The organism is Bradyrhizobium agreste, assembly GCF_016031625.1.
In the GTDB taxonomy this organism is placed as follows: domain Bacteria; phylum Pseudomonadota; class Alphaproteobacteria; order Rhizobiales; family Xanthobacteraceae; genus Bradyrhizobium; species Bradyrhizobium agreste.
On the sequence record NZ_JACCHP010000007.1, the window covers coordinates 445,642 to 463,543 of the forward strand.

At 63.5% G+C, this 17,902-nt stretch carries 18 protein-coding genes; 10 read left to right on the forward strand and 8 right to left on the reverse strand.

Translation table 11 applies throughout. The features are described 5' to 3' along the window. Positions 1-106 precede the first annotated feature (106 nt). A complete protein-coding gene (lepA, locus tag HZZ13_RS13735; RefSeq protein ID WP_036014191.1) occupies positions 107-1,918 on the forward strand; it encodes a translation elongation factor 4 in 1,812 nt (603 codons plus the stop codon). Between the two features lie 241 nt (positions 1,919-2,159). On the opposite strand, the gene HZZ13_RS13740 is transcribed toward lepA, so the two are convergent. Then, positions 2,160-2,570 (reverse strand): SRPBCC family protein, encoded by a 411-nt coding sequence (locus HZZ13_RS13740; protein WP_197960102.1) that lies wholly within the window; start codon positions 2,568-2,570, stop codon positions 2,160-2,162. 993 nt (positions 2,571-3,563) lie between these two features. Here HZZ13_RS13740 and HZZ13_RS13745 point away from each other — a divergent pair. From HZZ13_RS13745 to HZZ13_RS13755, 3 genes are all read left to right on the forward strand, one after another. Continuing rightward, on the forward strand, positions 3,564-3,866 hold the full coding sequence (locus HZZ13_RS13745) for a plasmid stabilization protein (RefSeq protein WP_197960103.1): 303 nt from the start codon (positions 3,564-3,566) through the stop codon (positions 3,864-3,866). Between the two features lie 10 nt (positions 3,867-3,876). Next, positions 3,877-4,113 (forward strand): metallothionein, encoded by a 237-nt coding sequence (locus HZZ13_RS13750; RefSeq protein WP_197960104.1) that lies wholly within the window; start codon positions 3,877-3,879, stop codon positions 4,111-4,113. 68 nt (positions 4,114-4,181) lie between these two features. Beyond that, positions 4,182-5,123, forward strand: coding sequence for a complex I NDUFA9 subunit family protein (locus HZZ13_RS13755; RefSeq protein ID WP_197960105.1), 942 nt, complete (start codon positions 4,182-4,184; stop codon positions 5,121-5,123). Between the two features lie 136 nt (positions 5,124-5,259). Here HZZ13_RS13755 and HZZ13_RS13760 read toward each other — a convergent pair whose 3' ends face one another. Genes HZZ13_RS13760 through HZZ13_RS13780 form a run of 5 tightly spaced genes read right to left on the reverse strand, consistent with a single transcriptional unit; the run spans position 5,260 to position 10,555 of the window. Next, positions 5,260-6,498, reverse strand: coding sequence for an efflux RND transporter periplasmic adaptor subunit (locus HZZ13_RS13760; protein ID WP_197960106.1), 1,239 nt, complete (start codon positions 6,496-6,498; stop codon positions 5,260-5,262). A gap of 2 nt (positions 6,499-6,500) precedes the next feature. Further along, on the reverse strand, positions 6,501-8,864 hold the full coding sequence (locus HZZ13_RS13765; RefSeq protein WP_197960107.1) for an ABC transporter permease: 2,364 nt from the start codon (positions 8,862-8,864) through the stop codon (positions 6,501-6,503). 4 nt (positions 8,865-8,868) lie between these two features. Then, positions 8,869-9,576: an ABC transporter ATP-binding protein gene (locus tag HZZ13_RS13770; RefSeq protein ID WP_197960108.1), complete on the reverse strand. Its 708-nt coding sequence runs from the start codon at positions 9,574-9,576 to the stop codon at positions 8,869-8,871. Positions 9,577-9,626: 50 nt separating this feature from the next. Then, entirely contained in the window at positions 9,627-10,301 is a 675-nt protein-coding gene (locus HZZ13_RS13775) for a methyltransferase family protein (RefSeq protein ID WP_197960109.1), read from the reverse strand. Continuing rightward, the gene (locus HZZ13_RS13780; protein ID WP_197960110.1) at positions 10,301-10,555 is read right to left on the reverse strand and encodes a DUF2933 domain-containing protein; all 255 of its coding nucleotides are present in this window, start codon (positions 10,553-10,555) and stop codon (positions 10,301-10,303) included. The genes HZZ13_RS13775 and HZZ13_RS13780 overlap by 1 nt, the downstream gene beginning before the upstream one ends. Before the next feature lie 190 nt (positions 10,556-10,745). On the opposite strand from HZZ13_RS13780, the gene HZZ13_RS13785 reads away from it, so the two are divergent. After that, positions 10,746-10,994 (forward strand): hypothetical protein, encoded by a 249-nt coding sequence (locus HZZ13_RS13785; protein ID WP_197960111.1) that lies wholly within the window; start codon positions 10,746-10,748, stop codon positions 10,992-10,994. A gap of 251 nt (positions 10,995-11,245) precedes the next feature. Then, entirely contained in the window at positions 11,246-12,049 is an 804-nt protein-coding gene (locus HZZ13_RS13790; RefSeq protein ID WP_197960112.1) for an alpha/beta fold hydrolase, read from the forward strand. A gap of 11 nt (positions 12,050-12,060) precedes the next feature. Here HZZ13_RS13790 and HZZ13_RS13795 read toward each other — a convergent pair whose 3' ends face one another. Continuing rightward, a complete protein-coding gene (locus tag HZZ13_RS13795) occupies positions 12,061-12,201 on the reverse strand; it encodes a hypothetical protein (protein ID WP_197960113.1) in 141 nt (46 codons plus the stop codon). On the opposite strand from HZZ13_RS13795, the gene HZZ13_RS13800 reads away from it, so the two are divergent. The 4 genes from HZZ13_RS13800 to HZZ13_RS13815 all read left to right on the forward strand — a co-directional run bounded on the left by HZZ13_RS13800 (position 12,200) and on the right by HZZ13_RS13815 (position 15,063). After that, positions 12,200-12,700: a GrpB family protein gene (locus HZZ13_RS13800; RefSeq protein ID WP_197960114.1), complete on the forward strand. Its 501-nt coding sequence runs from the start codon at positions 12,200-12,202 to the stop codon at positions 12,698-12,700. The two genes, HZZ13_RS13795 and HZZ13_RS13800, sit on opposite strands and share 2 nt — an antisense overlap. A 128-nt stretch (positions 12,701-12,828) precedes the next feature. Beyond that, a complete protein-coding gene (locus tag HZZ13_RS13805; RefSeq protein ID WP_246504404.1) occupies positions 12,829-13,194 on the forward strand; it encodes a GNAT family N-acetyltransferase in 366 nt (121 codons plus the stop codon). Positions 13,195-13,299: 105 nt separating this feature from the next. Then, complete coding sequence (locus HZZ13_RS13810) at positions 13,300-14,280, forward strand: ABC transporter substrate-binding protein (protein ID WP_197960115.1); 981 nt, start codon at positions 13,300-13,302, stop codon at positions 14,278-14,280. Between the two features lie 567 nt (positions 14,281-14,847). After that, positions 14,848-15,063 carry a hypothetical protein gene (locus tag HZZ13_RS13815; RefSeq protein ID WP_197960116.1) on the forward strand — a complete coding sequence of 72 codons (216 nt, stop codon included), beginning with the start codon at positions 14,848-14,850 and terminating at the stop codon, positions 15,061-15,063. A 321-nt stretch (positions 15,064-15,384) separates the two neighbouring features. Here HZZ13_RS13815 and HZZ13_RS13820 read toward each other — a convergent pair whose 3' ends face one another. Next, a complete protein-coding gene (locus tag HZZ13_RS13820) occupies positions 15,385-17,550 on the reverse strand; it encodes an EAL domain-containing protein (RefSeq protein ID WP_197960117.1) in 2,166 nt (721 codons plus the stop codon). Positions 17,551-17,902 lie beyond the last annotated feature (352 nt).

Consider the following 17,902-nt stretch of genomic DNA (forward strand, 5'->3'; position numbering starts at 1 on the left):
AAAACTAGCAGAGGCCCTCTCCGAAATCGATGGCGGGAGCCCCCTGTCCACGTGGGAGGGTAAGGGAATGGTTGCCGCACCGCGGCGTGAGTGGTATCCCGCGCCCATGACGACCGTCCCCATTTCCAACATCCGCAATTTCTCCATCGTCGCCCATATCGACCATGGCAAATCGACGCTGGCCGACCGCCTGATCCAGATGACCGGCGGCCTCTCCGACCGCGAGATGGCGGGCAAGGAGCAGGTGCTCGATTCCATGGACATCGAGCGCGAGCGCGGCATCACGATCAAGGCGCAGACGGTGCGCCTCGCCTACCGCGCCAAGGACGGCAAGGACTACATCTTCAACCTGATGGACACGCCCGGCCATGTCGACTTCGCCTACGAAGTGTCGCGGTCGCTGGCGGCCTGCGAAGGTTCCCTGCTGGTGGTCGATGCCAGCCAGGGCGTCGAGGCGCAGACGCTCGCCAACGTCTATCAGGCGCTTGACAACAATCACGAGATCGTCCCGGTCCTGAACAAGGTCGACCTGCCCGCGGCCGAGCCCGAGAAGGTCAAGCAGCAGATCGAGGACGTCATCGGCATCGACGCCTCCGACGCGGTGATGATCTCGGCCAAGACCGGTCTCGGGGTGCCGGACGTGCTGGAGGCCATCGTCACCCGCCTGCCGCCGCCGAAGGGCGATCGCGATGCGACGCTGAAGGCGCTCTTGGTCGATAGCTGGTACGACGTCTATCTCGGCGTCGTCGTGCTGGTGCGCATCGTCGACGGCACCATGAAGAAGGGCCAGCGCGTGCGCATGATGGGCACCGGCGCGGCCTATGACGTCGAGCGTGTCGGCTTCTTCACGCCGAAGATGCAGCAGGTCGAGGAGCTCGGCCCCGGCGAGATCGGCTTCATCACCGCCGCGATCAAGGAAGTCGCCGACACCCGCGTCGGCGACACCATCACCGACGACAGGAAGCCGGTCGCCGAGATGCTGCCGGGCTTCAAGCCGGCGATCCCGGTCGTGTTCTGCGGCCTGTTCCCGGTCGACGCCGACGATTTCGAGACGCTGCGCGCCGCGATGGGCAAGCTGCGCCTCAACGACGCCAGCTTCTCCTTCGAGATGGAGACCTCCGCCGCGCTCGGCTTCGGCTTCCGCTGCGGCTTCCTCGGCCTCTTGCACCTCGAGATCATCCAGGAGCGGCTGTCGCGCGAGTTCGACCTCAACCTGATCGCGACCGCGCCGAGCGTCATCTACAAGATGAAGCTCACCGACGGCCAGGAGATCGAGATCCACAATCCCGTCGACATGCCCGACGTGGTCAAGATCGCCGAGATCGACGAGCCCTGGATCGAGGCCACGATCCTCACCCCCGACGAATATCTCGGCAGCGTCTTGAAGCTGTGCCAGGACCGCCGCGGCGCACAGAAGGAGCTCACCTACGTCGGCTCCCGCGCCATGGTGAAATACGACCTGCCGCTCAACGAGGTGGTGTTCGACTTCTACGACCGCCTGAAGTCGGTCTCCAAGGGCTACGCCTCGTTCGACTATCACCTCACCGACTACAAGCCGGCCGACCTCGTCAAGATGCAGATCCTGGTCAATGCCGAGCCGGTCGATGCGCTCTCGATGCTGGTCCATCGCACCCGCGCGGAAGGACGCGGCCGCGCCATGGTCGAGAAGATGAAGGAGCTGATCCCGCCGCACATGTTCCAGATCCCGATCCAGGCGGCGATCGGCGGCAAGGTGATCGCCCGCGAGACGGTGCGCGCGCTGCGCAAGGACGTCACCGCAAAATGCTACGGCGGCGACATCACGCGCAAGCGCAAGCTTCTGGAGAAGCAGAAGGAAGGCAAGAAGAAGATGCGGCAGTTCGGCAAGGTCGACATCCCGCAGGAAGCTTTTATTGCCGCGCTGAAGGTGGATAGCTGAGGCGAGGGCTCGGGACGGGCCGGCCCGGTCTCCGGGGACGGCAAACAGGCGCTCTCCCGGGCGGCAAACAAAAAATGCGAAAACAACCCCATGCACAGTAGCCGCCCCATTGGCGGCACTGTGCTTTTTTTCGATATTACGAAGTCGGTTTGCTCCGTCGGGCAAAACAGGGGTAAGGTGGCAACATCGGAGAGGGTGCGTGATGCAGGCAGCCCGTCAGCACGCCCGCTCCCCTAAACGATCACACTTTCTTCGCCTCGACGTACCGCGCAAAATTGTCGAGGATCGCCTGCCAGCCGCTCCGCTGCTGCTCCTCCGAGTGCGTCGTTTCGGCGTCGAAGACGACGCGGACAACGACGCCCTTCGGGCCGGGTACGAACTCGACCTCGGCCTTGCGATCGCCGAACGCATATTCGATCCGCTTGTGTTCGACGATTTTGGTGTAGGTGCCGGCGAAGTCGAAGCCCATGCTGCCGTCCTTGGCTTCCATCCGAGACGAGAAGTCTCCGCCCTCCCGCAGGTCGACCGTTGCCCTGGTCGTATGCCAGTCGTCGGACGCGGCATTCCACTTCACGATGTCGGCTGGCGTCGTATAGGCCTGCCAGACCTGATCGATGGGGGCTGCGACACTGGTTTCGACGGTGATCCTCATGGGTATTGCTCCAGTTCGATTTTCGACGGTTCGAATTGACGAAATCACGTCACGTGTGCCGGGTCATCTCCGGCACGTCCGGGGCGTGTCCTCCCAAGGACGATCGAGGCCGACCCATGCCGACATGGTCCGGCCGTCAATGCGCTAAAAAAGTTAGAGCCAGCCGATAGCGTGCTACCGGGAAGATGGCAGGCATGGCGCTCGATCGCGAGGATGGTGCTTTACGGGTTCGCTTCACTCTACCCATTCCACGAGCTTTTTGATTTTGCGAAGTCGGTTTGACCCGTCGGGCAAAGCACTGGCAGAATGGCATCATCGCAACGGGCGTGAGGCTAGCGTCCACAGCACGCAACATCTCGACCGCCCGCCGATTAGCCTTCGATGTCGGGATCCGCGCGCCACATCGGTGACGGGTTTCCGTCGGCTTCCGGGGCCTGTGCGGGAATGCCGGCGAAACAATTCGCCGCGGTCGGCAAACTGCATTGGCAAAGATCGCGAACATCCTCGGACTTTTGAAAGGCGTAGCGCAAGTTGACGGTTTGACCAATCGACTAAATCCCGTCTCTCAGTTGCCCTCTGGATGCCAACTGAAGTGTTTCAGCGGGCGGCGCACATTGGCTCCTGGACGATCTGCGGTAAGTCAGGTCGGGTGCTGGCCGAAATGAGCCACTCTGAAAATCAAAACGGGCCACAAAAGAAAACGCTCCCTTACCGCTCTCGTCCTTCCATGGATCAGCCGAGGTCGGTCCTGCGAACGCGGTCAGCAATCCTTGGCCGCTAGTGCGTACCTCATTGCTTCCTCCTCCTTAGGCGCGCCACAGCAAACGCCCCGGAGGCTGAATCGTTCGTGAATGGGGAAATTAGGCCTATTGCTGTTTTCAAATTAGGCCACTGAGGTCGGAAACAGGCCAGCACCACAGGTCGAATAGGAACAATTGATGAACTCCGCCGTTCGTAGCGCGAGGAGATGTACCTGCAGAGAGGGAGGCCGTGATGCCACGCGGAGACAAACGCAGCTACACCGATAAGCAGAAGCGACAGGCCGAACACATCGAGGAAGGCTACGAAGCCCGAGGTGTACCCGACAAGGAAGCCGAACGGCGGGCCTGGGCGACCGTCAACAAAGAAACCCATGGCGGCAAGAAGAGCGGGTCCGGCAGAGGCACCGAAGAAGACACTTCGCCGTCACGCAAGGGCGGCAGGCTTGGCGGAAAAGCGTCAGCCGGCCGACCGGCCGATGAACGTTCCAGGTCAGCCAAGAAGGCTGCTCAAACTCGTAAACGCCGCGCGGCGTGAAGGAGGCACAATGTCGACATGCGAAACCTGCGGCAATGACTATGACAAGGCTTTTCAGGTGGTGATGAACGGCCAGGCGCACACGTTCGACAGCTTCGAGTGCGCAATTCATGCCTTGGCGCCAACGTGCAAGCATTGCGGAACGCGCATCGTGGGGCACGGTCTGGAAAAGAGCGGCACCTATTATTGCTGCGACCACTGCGCCCAGAAGGAAGGCGTGACCGACCTTCGCGACCGTGTGCAATAGATGACCGACGAGCCTGCGGTCTGCGCTGGCCATGCCTTGCCTGAGACGATCTCAGTACGAGATGCGCCATGGCGGCCGCAAATAATCGCCTTGTTACGGTGTTCGGTGGAACGGGGTTTCTCGGCCGCCGCGTTGTTCAACACCTGCTCCGGGCACCTGAGTTTTTGGTTCGGATTGCATCAAGACATCCCGAACGGGGCAGACTGCTTTTTGGTCACGACGACCCACGCCTCCAATCTGTGAATGTCGATCTACGCGACGAGGGTTCGATAGCCGCTGTTGTTGATGGTGCATACGGCGCCATCAACACGGTCAGCCTCTATGTCGAACACGGTCAGGAGACTTTTCATTCCGTGCATGTGGAATCAGCCCGGCGATTGGCGGCCCAGGCACATCGAGCTGGCGTCAAGCGGCTCATCCACGTTTCCGGTATCGGCTCCGACGCCACTTCGCCGTCCCTCTATATTCGCAAGCGTGGCGAAGGCGAACTCGCGGTCCGCGCAGTATTTTCTGAGGCTACGCTGATTCGCCCGGCGGTGATGTTCGGCCCGGATGACGCGTTTCTCACCATCATCCTCAAGCTGCTCCGCCGATATCCGATCTATCCGATGTTCGGCCGCGGATTGACGAGATTGCAGCCGGCCTATGTTGACGATGTGGCCGACGCGATCACAAGAGCGCTTCTGAGAACAGAAACAAACGCAATCACATATGAATGCGCTGGTCCTCGCATCTACACGTACGAACAGCTTCTCAGAACCGTCGCGCACGCAGCCGGCCGCAGTCCCGTGCTCATTCCAGTACCGTTTACTGCTTGGCATGTCGCAGGATGGATTTCGGAGCTGCTTCCAAGGCCACCCGTCACCCGGAATCAGGTGGAGTTGATGCAGATCGACAACATAGCGTCGGTGGGAATGCCAGGATTTTCCGAGCTTGGGATCCCGCCGCAATCAGTCGAACAAGTTCTACCAACAATGTTACGGGAAAGTATCGCGCGAACCAGCTCTTGAGCCTGGTGCCATTTGATGTGGCAGCCACAAGAAGACGACTACTTCGATGCCCCCCGCGTCAACGCAGGCTGACGGAGAAGCAGAAGTAAGGCAAGATGAGGATGCGGCAGTTCGGCAAGAGCCCTTACTGCCATATCTATTCCGCGTCTCGTGGCGCGATCCTGATCCCGTCGGCGATCCGGTCGCTCGGGTGCAGCACGACGCGGTCTCCGGCGGCAAGTCCTGACCAAATCTCGGCCATCCGGCCGTTGCGGTGACCGATCTGGACGAGGGTCATCTTGGCGCGGCCGTTCTCGTCGGTAAACACGGCCCATTGCTCCCCTGTCCGGAACAGGGCGCTCACCGGCACGGTCAACGCGTCCTCAGCACTCCAGGTGGAGACGTGAACGATGACGCGATAGTCGTGTCCGAGCGAGGCCCACGCCTCGGGCGGATCGGTGAAGTCGATGGTGACGCGGACGCGCTGCTCCTCGATGCCGAGCGCAGAGACCTTCAGGAAGCCGGCCGGGTCCACGCGGACCACCCTGCCCTTGATCGGCTGCCCGCCCCAATTGTCGATGCGGGCCGGCGCACCGACCTTGATCTGGACGGCGTCAGTCGAAAGCAGATCGGCGACGACCTCGAGGTCGAGCGGGTTGCCGATATCGACCAGCGGCGTTCCGGGCAAGACCGTCGTCTCGCTGTCCTGGATGATCTTCAGCACCCGTCCGCTTGCAGGTGCCAGCACGCGGATGCAGCACATCGGCTCCGCGGACGGCGCGGCGTTGGCCGGATCCATCAAACGCGCTGCAAGACTCGTGCGCACGGCGCGACGCATCTCGACCTGGGCCTTGGCGCTCGCCAACGCGGCCTCGTTGCTGGCGACCTCGAATTTCGCCTTGTCGAAAGCCTGGGCGGAAACGGACTGGGTGCGCAGCAAGGTCTGCGCCCGCTGGAATTCGGTCCTGAAAAATTCGAGCGCGGCTTCGATCCGCTGCACCTCCGCCTCCTGCTGCTGAATGGCAGCATCGGCAGCCAGGACCTCGGCCTGGAGCTGGTCGCGCGAGCGCGCGTCGATGAAGCCCGGCAGCGTCGGCTGCATCAACGCGACGACGGTCTGGTTGGCGATCACCTCGTCGCCGACATGGAGCGAAGGTCCGTGCTCGCCGAGCGGATGCGAGATCCTGAGGACCTTGCCTGCGATCGGCGCCGAGACGGTGTAGACGTGGCGGACGCGGGTCTTGCCGTCGTCGTCAGCCGTGACCTCGATCGGTCCCTTCGCCACCGTCGCGAGATCGACCAGGACCGGCCGCGGCCAGGCGAACCAGGCCAGCCCTCCTGCAATCGCGACCAGAAGCGCGGCGCCGATGATACGTTTGGTCCAGTTGGCGGGCATGGCTAGTCTCGCGTCTTGAGGACCGCGACGAGGTCCAGTTTGTCGATGCGTTCTCGAATGACAGCGGCGGAAGCAATGGCAGCCAGCACCACGACGGAGGTGGCGACAACGTATGTCGAATGCTCGACGACGAGGCGGACGCGCATCAATTCGCCGGCGAGGTTGGTCTTCATCACCCATGCCAGCCCATAGCCCATCAGCCAGCCGGGCGGCTGGGCGATGGCGGTGAGGATGGCGAGCTCCAGGAGCAGGATGCGCAGCACCTCGCCCCGCGTGAAGCCGAGCACGCGCAGGCTCGCCAGCTCGCGCGCCCGTTCGGACAGCGAGATGCGGGCGTTATTGTAGACGACGCCGAACGCGATCACGGCCGCAAGCCCGGTGTAGATGCTGGCCATCGTGGTGACGAGCAGCGCGACGGTCTTGCGGAAGTTCGCCAGCGACACACGCTGCAGCGCCACGCCGCCGACGGTCGGCATCGACTTCACCGCGGCGTAGAAGTCCTCCGCCCTGTTGCCGTCGAGGCTGAGGTTGACGCTGTTGACGACCGGCGCCTCGCGCATCAGCTTGCGCAGCGCCTCGATATCCATCATGCCGCGGATGCCGAAATAGTCCTCGACGGTGGCCACGACCGGCATCGTCACGGTGCGGCGGGCGCCTTCCAGGAGATCGAGCTCGACGGTTTCGCCAGGCGAGACTCCGAGGATGTGGGCTAACATGCCGGAGATCGCGAGGCCGGTTTCGGGAAGCACGACAGGCCGCAGGTCGATGTCGATGATGCGCCTGAGATCGGCGCCAGCGGGCCGCCCGCTGATCGTGATCCGCCGCTCGATGCTGCCATGGCGGATGCGGACGGGCACCTCGCGGAACGGCTCGGCGGCGAGCACGCCCGGGAGCCGGTTCACCTGCTCCACCACGTTCGCAATCCGCTTCTCGGCGAAACCGATTGAAGCGTCCTGGCGGTCGGCGAGGAAGTAGGTGACGTCGATCAGGTGCTCCATCGAATCGCGCGTGAACAGCGAGACGACCAGGATCGCGGTGGCCAGCGCCATGCCGAGCGTCGTGAACGCGGCGCGGACCGGATGCCGGGCGATGTTGCGGATCATCATCAGCGTCGGTTGCGACACGATCCGGTCGAGCTGGATACGCGCAGGAAGCAGCCGGCGATAGACCGGCGGAGCCGGCGGCTGCATGGCGACGGCCGGCGGCAGCTTCACCACCTCGCGCAGCGCCCGGAATGCGCCGATCGCCGCAGCCGCGGCGCTGAGCGCGCCCGCGGTGAGGTAGAGATCAGGTGCCTTCGCGAACACCAGGAACGGAAAGTGGAAGAAGTCGCCGAACAGCGCGGTGACGCGCAGCCCGAGCCAAGTGCCCGCGACGCCGCCGAGCACGATGCCGATCACGACGATGAAGGCGACGAACTTGAAATAGTGCAGCACGATGCTGCCGTCCGAATATCCCAACGCCTTCAGCAGGCCGATCTGCTCGCGCTCCAGCGCGACAAGCCGGGTCAGGGTGAGGTTGACCAGGAACGCGGCCACCAGCAGGAAGATCGGCGGCAGCGTGCGGCTCATGTTGTTGAGCATGTCGAGCTCGTGATCGAGCCAGGCATGCGAGGTCTGGTCCTTGCGCCCATGAGCCGCCTGCCCGCCATAGGCATCGAGCAAGGCATCGAGCCGCAGCACCACCTCGCGCTCGGAGGCTCCCGGTTGCAGCTTGACCGCGACGGCCGAGAAGGCGCCGTCGAGATCGTAGACGCCGGCAAGCGCCTTCTCCGACATCCAGACGATGGCGTAGCGGCGGTCATCCGGCATCAGGTCGCCCGGGCCGACGGTGTAGACGAACTCGGGCGACAGCGCGGTGCCGACGATGACGAGCTCGCGCTTCCTGCCGTTGAGGATGGCGGAGAACCGCGCGCCTTCCGAGAAGCCGTGGGCGCGGGCGAACGGCTCGTTGACGACGACCTCTTCGGAACGTCCGGGCTCCGGGAGCCTCCCGGATCGGATGTAGAGCCGATTGAGATGCTGCTCGCCGTTGTCGGGCAGCGAAACGAACTGCGCGCTGGCGGGCGCGGAGAAGCCTGGAATGTCCAGCAGCGCCAGCTTGGCGATGCGGGTGTCGACAGCGGCGACGCCAGGGATCTCGCCGATCCTGTCGGCGAGCGCCTTCGGCGCGCGCTTCACCTGCGCGAACACGTCGGCAAAGCCATAGCGTTCGTAGTAGGCGGTCCGGGTCTCCTCCAGCGACCGATGAGAACCCGCCGCGAGCACCAGCGTCGCAACGCCGCCGCCGACGACCAGCGCGACGGCGAGCACCTGCGCCCACAGCCGCCTGACGTCGCGAAACAGCTTGATGTCGAGCACTTTCATGTCGTCACCAGGTGAGCTCGGCGGCCTCCCGCCGGGCCTCGTTGGTCTGGATGCGGGAGATGCGGCCGTCGGCGAAGAACAGCACCCGGTCGGCGACCTCCTGGATGCTGGCGTTGTGGGTGATGATGACCGTGGTGGTCCCGAGCTGCCGGTTGACGCCGAGCAGCACCTCGATGACGCGGATGCCGGTCTTCGAATCCAAGGCCCCGGTCGGCTCGTCGCAGAGCAGCACCGCCGGACGCTTCGCGATCGCGCGCGCGATGGCGACGCGCTGCTGCTCGCCACCGGAGAGCTGGGCGGGAAAGTGATGCATCCGCTCTTCCAGCCCGACCAGCGCGAGGGCGTCGGCGGGCCGCATCGGGTTTCTGGCGACCTCGGTGACCAGCGCGACGTTTTCGTAGGCCGTGAGGCTCGGTACCAGATTGTAGAACTGGAAGACGAAGCCGACATGGTCGCGGCGATACTTCGTCAGCTCGCGGTCCTCGAGATCGGTCAGATCCAGATCGCGGAAGAACAGCCGGCCGCTGGTCGGCCGGTCGAGACCGCCCATGATGTTGAGCAACGTCGTCTTGCCGCTGCCGGAGGGGCCGAGCAGAACGACCACTTCCTTCTCGGCGATGCCGAGGTCGACCTCGTTGAGCGCATGCACCATCACCTCGCCGGAGACGTAGGTCTTGGTCAATGCCTTCGCGGTGAAGACGGGCACGCTCATCGACGTCCTTTCAAGCCAGTGCCGTTTGCCGGCATCTCCTCGCGCGAAGGTCAGCCGTGACGGTAGCCGCCGGAAGAGCCCTGGCCGGGTCGCCGGTTGAGATGGGGAAGGAACGCCGGCACCTGCGCGGCATACCGCGCATAGGCCTCGCCGAACTCGATCCGGGCCTCACGCTCCTCGTCCCGGGCGAGCTTCACGTACATGACGGTCAGCACCGGAAACATCGCCAGCGTCAGAATTGTCGGCCATTGCAGCAGGAAGCCGAACATCACCAGCACGAAGCCGACATATTGCGGATGTCGGACGTAGCTGTAGGGGCCGGTGGTGGCGAGGCTCCGGGTCTGCTGCGCCTCGTACAGCACCCTCCAGGCGACCGCGATCAGGATGAAGCCGGCGGTGATGAAGATGTAGCTGAGAACGTGGAAGGGGCCGGCATGCGGATTGGTCTTCCAGCCGAACATCATCTCGAGCAGGTGGCCGGCGTCGTGGGAGAACCAATCGACGTTCGGGTAGCGCGATTGCAGCCAGCCCGAAAGGAAATAGATGGTGAGCGGAAAACCGTACATCTCCACGAACAGCGCCACCAGGAATGCGCTGAAGGCGCCGAAGGAGCGCCAGTCACGCGAGGTCTGCGGCTTGAAGAAGCTGTAGGCGAACAGAATGAAGACCGCCGAGTTGACGATGACGAGGCTCCAGAGACCATACGCCGGCGCGGCGTCGTGCATCACACGCTCCTTTGGTCGTTCGGCTGGCCATTACCGTGATGGTGGCCGTGTCCGCCATGCATGAAGATGTGCATGAGCGGACAGGCGATAAGGGGCAGCCAGATCAGAAGCCCGAGCACGTGGGCCTGGTGCTCGGTGAAGAGCAGCGCGCCGGCGACGATCAGGAATCCCAGCAGGACCAGGCCAGCCTTGGCCCTGGTGGACATGCCCGCTTGCGGGCGCTCTCGAAAACCGGAATGGTCTTGCACCGTCATGGCACGCTCCTGCGGCTATCAGGAGCCTAGCGGCGGGGCGGTCATCAGAGTTGATTCACATCAAGGTCCGGAGCCGTCGTCGCTTGCCCCGCATGGGCATAGTACGGACTTCGACGCACCCTGACATTTCTCAAGGCGGCACCTTCGGCCGCCTCTTATGATGCAGCCTTCACAATTCTGGAGGATGGACATGATCACGAAGACAGTCTTGGCCGCAGTTGGCGTCGTTTGCCTGCTGGCGGCGCCGGCGATGGCGCAGACCACGGACAAGGAAAAGAACGGCCACCATTACAGCGGCGGACCCAAGACGGAAGTGCCGCACCACATGGGCAAGAAAGAAACGACCGGAAGCTCGGCGAACGCGGCATCGGGCGGCCACCATTACACCGGGGGACCCAACACGTCGACGCCGCACCACATGGGCGACAAGACCAAGTGAATCCATCCGGCGCCGGCCTGGGATCGTGGCGCTTCTCAGGCCGGCTGCTACGCTCGCCGTATAGCTGCACATTTCTCCGGATCGCGCTCCAGTCGCGGTATCTGGACGCTAGATCGGACCGCTCGTCTCGGCTTTGCCCGGGACCCAAACGCGACATTGGCGTTGGCCGTCATTTTCCCTAGGATGAGCCCCGCACGATCATTCACGTGCACTTTTTAATTATCAATCATTCGATCCAACGGAGTTATTTCATGGTCCGTTCAAGCATCACACGTCGCAGACTCCTTGGCAGCCTTGGCGCTGCAGCCGGCTCGGCCTCCGCATTCGCATCGGGCGTATTCACCAGTCCGGCCCATGCCCAATCGAGCCAGAAAACCTATGTGCTCGTTCCCGGCGCGTATTACGGCGCCTGGTCGTGGCAGCGCGTCACGGAACGCCTGCAAAAGCTGGGGCATCGCGTCTATCCGCTGACGTTGACCGGGTTGGCGGAGCGCTCGCACCTGCTGAACAAGGACATCAGCCTCGACACCCACATTGCCGACATAGTCAATCTCGTCGAATGGGAGGACCTGACGGACATCTGCCTCGTTGCCCATTCCTATGGGGGCTGTCCGGCATCGGGCGCGCTTGAGCGCATCGGAAGCCGGGTCTCGTCGATCGTCTGGGTCGATGCCATCAAGCCCGCGGACGGCCAGTCGTTTCGAGACCTTGTCCCCTTCCCGATCGAAGAGGGTGCGATCAGCCGTCCGGCGCCCAAGGCGGTCCCTCCGAACGCGTTCAACGATCCCAAGGACGTGGCCTGGGTGCTGTCGAAGGTCACTCCGCATCCCGTCGGCACATTCCTGCAGCCGGTCAAGCTCTCTGGCGCGCGCGAAAAGGTCGCCAAGAAAACCTACATCCGCCTGCCGAAATTCCAGCTCGCCGCCATGGACAAGGCCGCGGCGGAGTGCAAGGCGGACAACTCCTGGACCGTCCTCGAAAACACCACGTCCGGCCACTCGGTCATGATCGTCGAGCCGGATTGGTTGACCGAGGTGTTGACCAAGGCGGCGTGAGATCAGGCAGGTCAGGCGCGATGGGCGGAGCCGTTGCGAAGCCCATCGTCCTGCTGCGCGGCGGCAATCGTGTCGCTATCCCTGCCGGCGCCGATCCCAGTCCGGACGGTGACCTCCAGGCCGCGTTCGCATTTGCGCCTATGGTCAGACATGCCGCTCACCAGCCCCATCATGCCTTATGATCCGACCTGGCCGCAGCAATACGCGGCGGAAGAGGAGCGGCTGAAGCCTGTTTTCAGCTCGGCGTTGATCGGCATGCATCACGTCGGGAGCACCGCTGTGCCCGAACTGGCGGCGAAGGCTGAGATTGACGTGCTTGCCGTGGTCCGGTCGGACAGCGGGCTGGAGGATTGGAGCCGTCTACTTGCGACTCTCGGCTATCGCCGTGGCGGCGACCTTTCTACAGGCCATCATTTCTTCAAGCGGGACGTCGACGGCACCCGGACTCACAAGCTTCACGTGTGTCTCGATGGTCATCCACAGATCGCACGGATGCTGAAATTTCGGGATCATCTGCGTCGGCATCCGGGAGACCGGTTGAGATATCAGAATCTGAAACTGGGGCTCGAGCGCGAGAATGGCTCGGGCATTCAACAGTACCTGGTCGCCAAGGATCCGTTCATCCAGGACATCCTCGCCAAACTTGCTTGATTGCTCAGTCTTCCAGCTGCGGGAACGAATTGCGTCATGACGATCATTTCCCTTGAACGGACCGTCGACGCTCTTCCCGCAGATTTCCCGCGCTGGAGGCCGACGCCAAGGCAGATGGACACGCGCACATGACCCGTCTGGATGCGGAGTTCGCAACTGATCGAGCCATGTTTCACGCCATATTCACCTGCCACCTCGATGGCAGATTGGCAGGCATCGGCGCGATCACCGACGAGCCTGCACCGGCGCCGGTACCCATGTGGCGGATGCGGCGGTTTCACGTGCACCGGGACTACAGGAGACGCAACGTCGCCAAGGCCATCGCGAACGCCTTGCTGCAAGAAGCTGCGGGCAAGGTCGCAACTGTCACCGTCCACGCAGGAAATGCCGGCGCTGTGCGGTTCTGGGAAGCTATGGGATTCACCGGCGTGGACGGCCAAGCCTGGTCTCACCAAGCACATCTGCCTAAACTTGGGCCTGCCGCCAGCTCGTGAGCAACTCTGCCAAGCCTTGCCTCGATGGCCGGACTTTCTGACCGCGATCGGATTGGTGTAGCATTGCCTCTGTGATCAGATCGTTCTGAGGTCGCGAGAGGCTAAATGAGGCGACGGGCGTTTCTCGGCTTCTTGGCGATTACGGCGATATCGGCGCGCGAAGCATTGGCGCAAAAACGCGTTCCGGTCGTGGGATTCGTCGGATTTGCCACGCCGGACATCGACAATGCGACGCTCGTTCCGTTCCGGAAGGCGCTGGCCGAGCTGGGTTACGTGGAGGGCCGCACCATCGTCATCGAGGCCCACTCGACGGCCGGCGATGTGTCGCGGGGCCTTGCATTGATCGACGACCTCGTGGCCAGACAAGTGGACGTCCTGCTTTCGCCCGGCCCGGCCGCAGCACGCGCGATGGTCAGGAAAACCAATATTCCCGTCGTCGCCGTGGCGCTGCCTGCGGTGCAAAGCGACCCTGAATTGTTTCAGAGTCTCGCGCGGCCGGGCGGCAGTCTCACCGGCTTCGCCGCGTTCGGCGAGGAGATGTCGGCCAAGCGCATCGAGATGATCCGCGAGATCCTGCCCGCGCTGAAGCGGATCGGCGTCTTGAACAATGCGACGGACCCGACCTTCAGCGCCTGGGGCGCGCAAACCATCGAGGAAGCACGACGCGCCGGGCTGGAACCGGTGCGCCTCGGACTGACGAGCGCATCGCCGGCAGCGGTTGCCGAGCAATTCAACGTGCTCGCGAACGCGGGCGGCAACGCCGTGATCGTCATTCGCGATTACATGACTGCCGCGATGCAGGACGAAATTTGCCGCATCGGCCTCGACATGAAGATCGCGGTCATAGGCCAGCAGCGGGAGTTCGCGCATGCCGGCGCTCTGATCAGCTATGGCGCCGACATCGGCGACCTGTTCCGCCGCGCTGCGGGCTACATCGATCTGATCCTGAAGGGACAAAAGCCGGCAAATATGCCAATCCAGCTGCCAACCAAATTCGAGCTGGCCGTCAATCTCAAGACCGCGCGTGCGCTCGGCGTGACGATACCGCCCACCATTCTCGTGCTGACGGACGAGGTGATCGAGTGACGGATCGTTGACCAGATCGTGGGTTGCCGCGCTGTCAGGCAGGCTCAGCATCAGTCACTTGCGACGCACGATCATCATGGAGCGCGTGCTGATAGACCGGTCCTAGGGCTGGTCGACGCATTGGCAATGGCTGCGCAGGATTGCGCTCGTCTCATTCTTTCTGCCGTCGCGCCTCAGGCTTCGCCAACAGGTCATAAATCCGATCTCGAACCATGCAAAAGGCCTTGGGTCTATTCCACGCCTCGCTGCGCGACGCTGGCCCAGTCGCCGATCCGATCACTCCCAAGCAGCTCGCAGGCGGGGGCGAGCTCTTGCGATACCCACGAGTGCGGGTATCTCGTCGTGCTTGCCAGTTCTGATTTGTAAGCATGAAGCTTGACGGTTCCGCTTTGCTCCACCCCATACAAGCTGGATTGCGCCAGTTGTGTTCGAAGCGCGATTTGAGGCCGCAACGAAAGTCGAGTCGCGTCCCGAAAAGTGGAAATTAGTTTTGCGACATAATCGTAATGACTCCGACGCAAAAAAAGAAAATAGGGTGCAATCAACAAGAATAATGGGAGGAGTGAGATGGATACTGCGGGTCGCCTGCGCGCGATGGCATTATTGTGCCGTCAGACAGCCGCGCGTCATCCGGATCGAGGTTGGAAACTGCTCGCGGAAGCTGAATATTGGGAGCATTTGGCCAACGATGCGCCGCTCGATCATTTCGAACATTGCTCGGTTGGCTCACCACCCGATCGCGAGCCTGGTATCACGAAACCAACCGCGGCCCTCGCGGGGTGAGTGCGAAACAAAATAGTTTGTTAGCTTCCGTATGCGTAACTTGAAGAGTGCCGCCCACCGCCGATGCGGCACATTGGAATGGGAATGCCGGCCCCGGCTGTTACCCCATCCTGCGGCTGGGGCCGTTTTGAAACTTGAGAATGGCAATTGCCAATCGCCGCGGTTTGAGCCCCACCAGATGCCGATCACTTCAGCGGATTGAAACAGAGCGGTCGTGACTTGCCTTGCATCGGCATGCGCCGTACGCCTGCCTGCATCATCGGCATGGCGCCCACGAGTAACGCGAGCAATTCGTCACCGGTTGCGCTGCGAGGGCGCCGGTCACGCCACCAGCGCCGCGTCCTCGTTCCCGTCGATGCCGCGCTGTGCGGCCAATAGGCCGATGATCTCCGCATTCGGACGGGCCTTGCTGAACAGGAAACCCTGGCCCTCATGGCAGCCTTCGGCGCGGAGGCAGCTGAGCTCGGCTTCGGTCTCGACGCCTTCGGCGGTGATGGTGACGCCAAGGCCCTTGCCGAGGCTGACGATGGAGCGGATGATCGCCTGCGCCTCGCGGTTGGCGGCGAGATCGCGCACGAAGGACTGGTCGATCTTGATCTTGTCGAACGGGAAGCTGCGCAGATAGCTGAGGCTGGAATAGCCGGTGCCGAAATCGTCCATGGAGATGCGCACGCCGAGCGCGCGCAGCGCATGCAGCGTCGCCAGCACCTGCGCGCTCTTCTCCAGGAGCAGCGTCTCGGTGATCTCGAGCTCGAGCCGGCGCGGCGCCAAGCCGGAATGTTTCAGCGCCTCAGTGACCATCGAGAGCAGATTGCCGCTGCGGAACTGCAGCGGCGACAGGTTGACGGCGACGCGGACGTCGTCCGGCCAGGCCGCGGCGTCGAGGCAGGCCCGGCGCAGCATCAGCCCGCCGAGCGGATTGATCAGGCCGGTGTCTTCGGCGACCGGAATGAACTCGGCCGGCGACACCATGCCGCGCTCGGCATGCGGCCAGCGCACCAGCGCCTCGAAGCCGGTGATGCGGCCGCTCGAGAGGTCGATCAGCGGCTGGTAGTACGGCCGCAGCACGTCGTTCTGGATCGCGTCGCGCAGCTCGACCTCGATCTTGCGGCGGCTCTGCGCCTTCGCATCGAGTGCGGCCTCGAAGAAGGCGAAGCTGCCGCGCGCGTCCAGCTTGGCGCGCGACAGCGCCATGTCGGCGCTCTTGAGCAGCTTTTCGGAATCCTCGCCGTCGCCCGGCGCCATCGCGATGCCGATCGAGGCGCCGATCACCACGGAATGGCCGTCGAGCAGATAGGGATCGGCGATGGCCTCCAGGAGGCGCTTGGCCAGCAGCACCGCGTCCTCGGGGCGCGCCAGCCCGCTCTGCAGAATCGCGAACTCGTCGGAATTGAGCCGCGCCAGCGCGTCGTCTTCCCGCAAGGTGGAGCGCAGCCGTTTGGCGACGCCGCGCAGCAGCTTGTCGCCGACCGCGTGCCCCAGCGTGTCGTTGACCGCCTTGAAATTGTCGAGCCCCAGCATCAGCACCGCGACCTTCTCGGCGCCGCGGCGCGTGTGCAGCAGCTTCTCGTCCATCTGCTGCCGCAGCAGGCTGCGATTGGGCAGGCCGGTCAGCCCGTCATGCTGGGCCATGAAGGCGAGCCGCGCCTCTGCGCGCTTGCGCTCTGTGATGTCCATCAGCGCGAGCAGCACCGCGGGCCGCTCGGCATAAGTCAATTCGCGGGAATAGATCGCAAGGTCGATCAGCGCGCCGTCGGCCTTGACGTGCTTCCAGGTGCGGCCGGCCTGATCCTCGCCGGAGCGGCCCGTGGTCCAGGGCGGCTCGCTGTCGAAGGCCTGCAAGGAGCGGATCTGCAAGCGCTCGAACTCGGCCCGGCTGTAGCCATAATGCGCGACCGCGGCATCGTTGACGCCGAGGATGCGCTCGTCGTCCAGCGCGCAGACGATCATGGGCACGGGATTGCCGTCGAACAGCAGGCGGAACGAGGCCTCGCGCTGCTTGAGCTCGGTGATGTCGACGCGCAGGCCGACGACGCCGCCGTCATCGGTCAAGCGCTCGTCGATCAGAATGACGCGGCCGTCCGACAGCTTCTGCTCGTGGCGCGCGCCGGGCTTGTAGAGCTTTCGCAGGCGCTCGGCGATCCAGGCTTCTTCATTGCCGATGGCGTCGGGATAGTCGCCGCGAGCGACGCCGATGCGCAACGTATCCTCGAGGCGCGCGCCTTCCTCGAACAGATCGGCGGTCTTGCTGTAGATCTCGGCGTATTTCTTGTTCCAGAGGACGTAGCGGCCTTCGGCATCGAGAAACACGATGCCCTGCGGCAGGATATCGATCGCCTGGCGCAGGCGCTCGTGCGACTTGCGCGCCTCCGCGATCGCAGCTTCCGCCTCGGCGCGGCTGCGCAGGACTTCGTCGCGTTCGGACAGCGCGCGCGAGGCGCGCGCGAAACGCGGCTTGCGCGCCTTCCGGCCGGCACGGGCCAGCACGCTGCGCTTTCGCTTTCTTGGCTTTCGAGACCCCAAAATCAACTTTACCCGTCCCAGTCGCGCCCAGCGGCCGCAAGCCGTTGGGTCGGAAAGTCTTGGGGCAAGTGTCTGAAAAAAAAGTAATCCTGCCCGGCCGCGGTCCGGGCGCGGGGCGCTTGCTGCCTGTTTGCGCGGCGTGGCGAGCGGCGGCAGGCGCCATCAGACTGAGTGATGCGCCGCAATCAAGGAGCGATCTGGCGCAAAAATGCGCGCGCGCCTGAATCGGTTCCGAAATCGCGCGCGATTGCATGCGAGCCGCAGAACTTTCTCGCACCGCGCACGAATTTTGGTCAATGCAGGATAGGGTTATTGC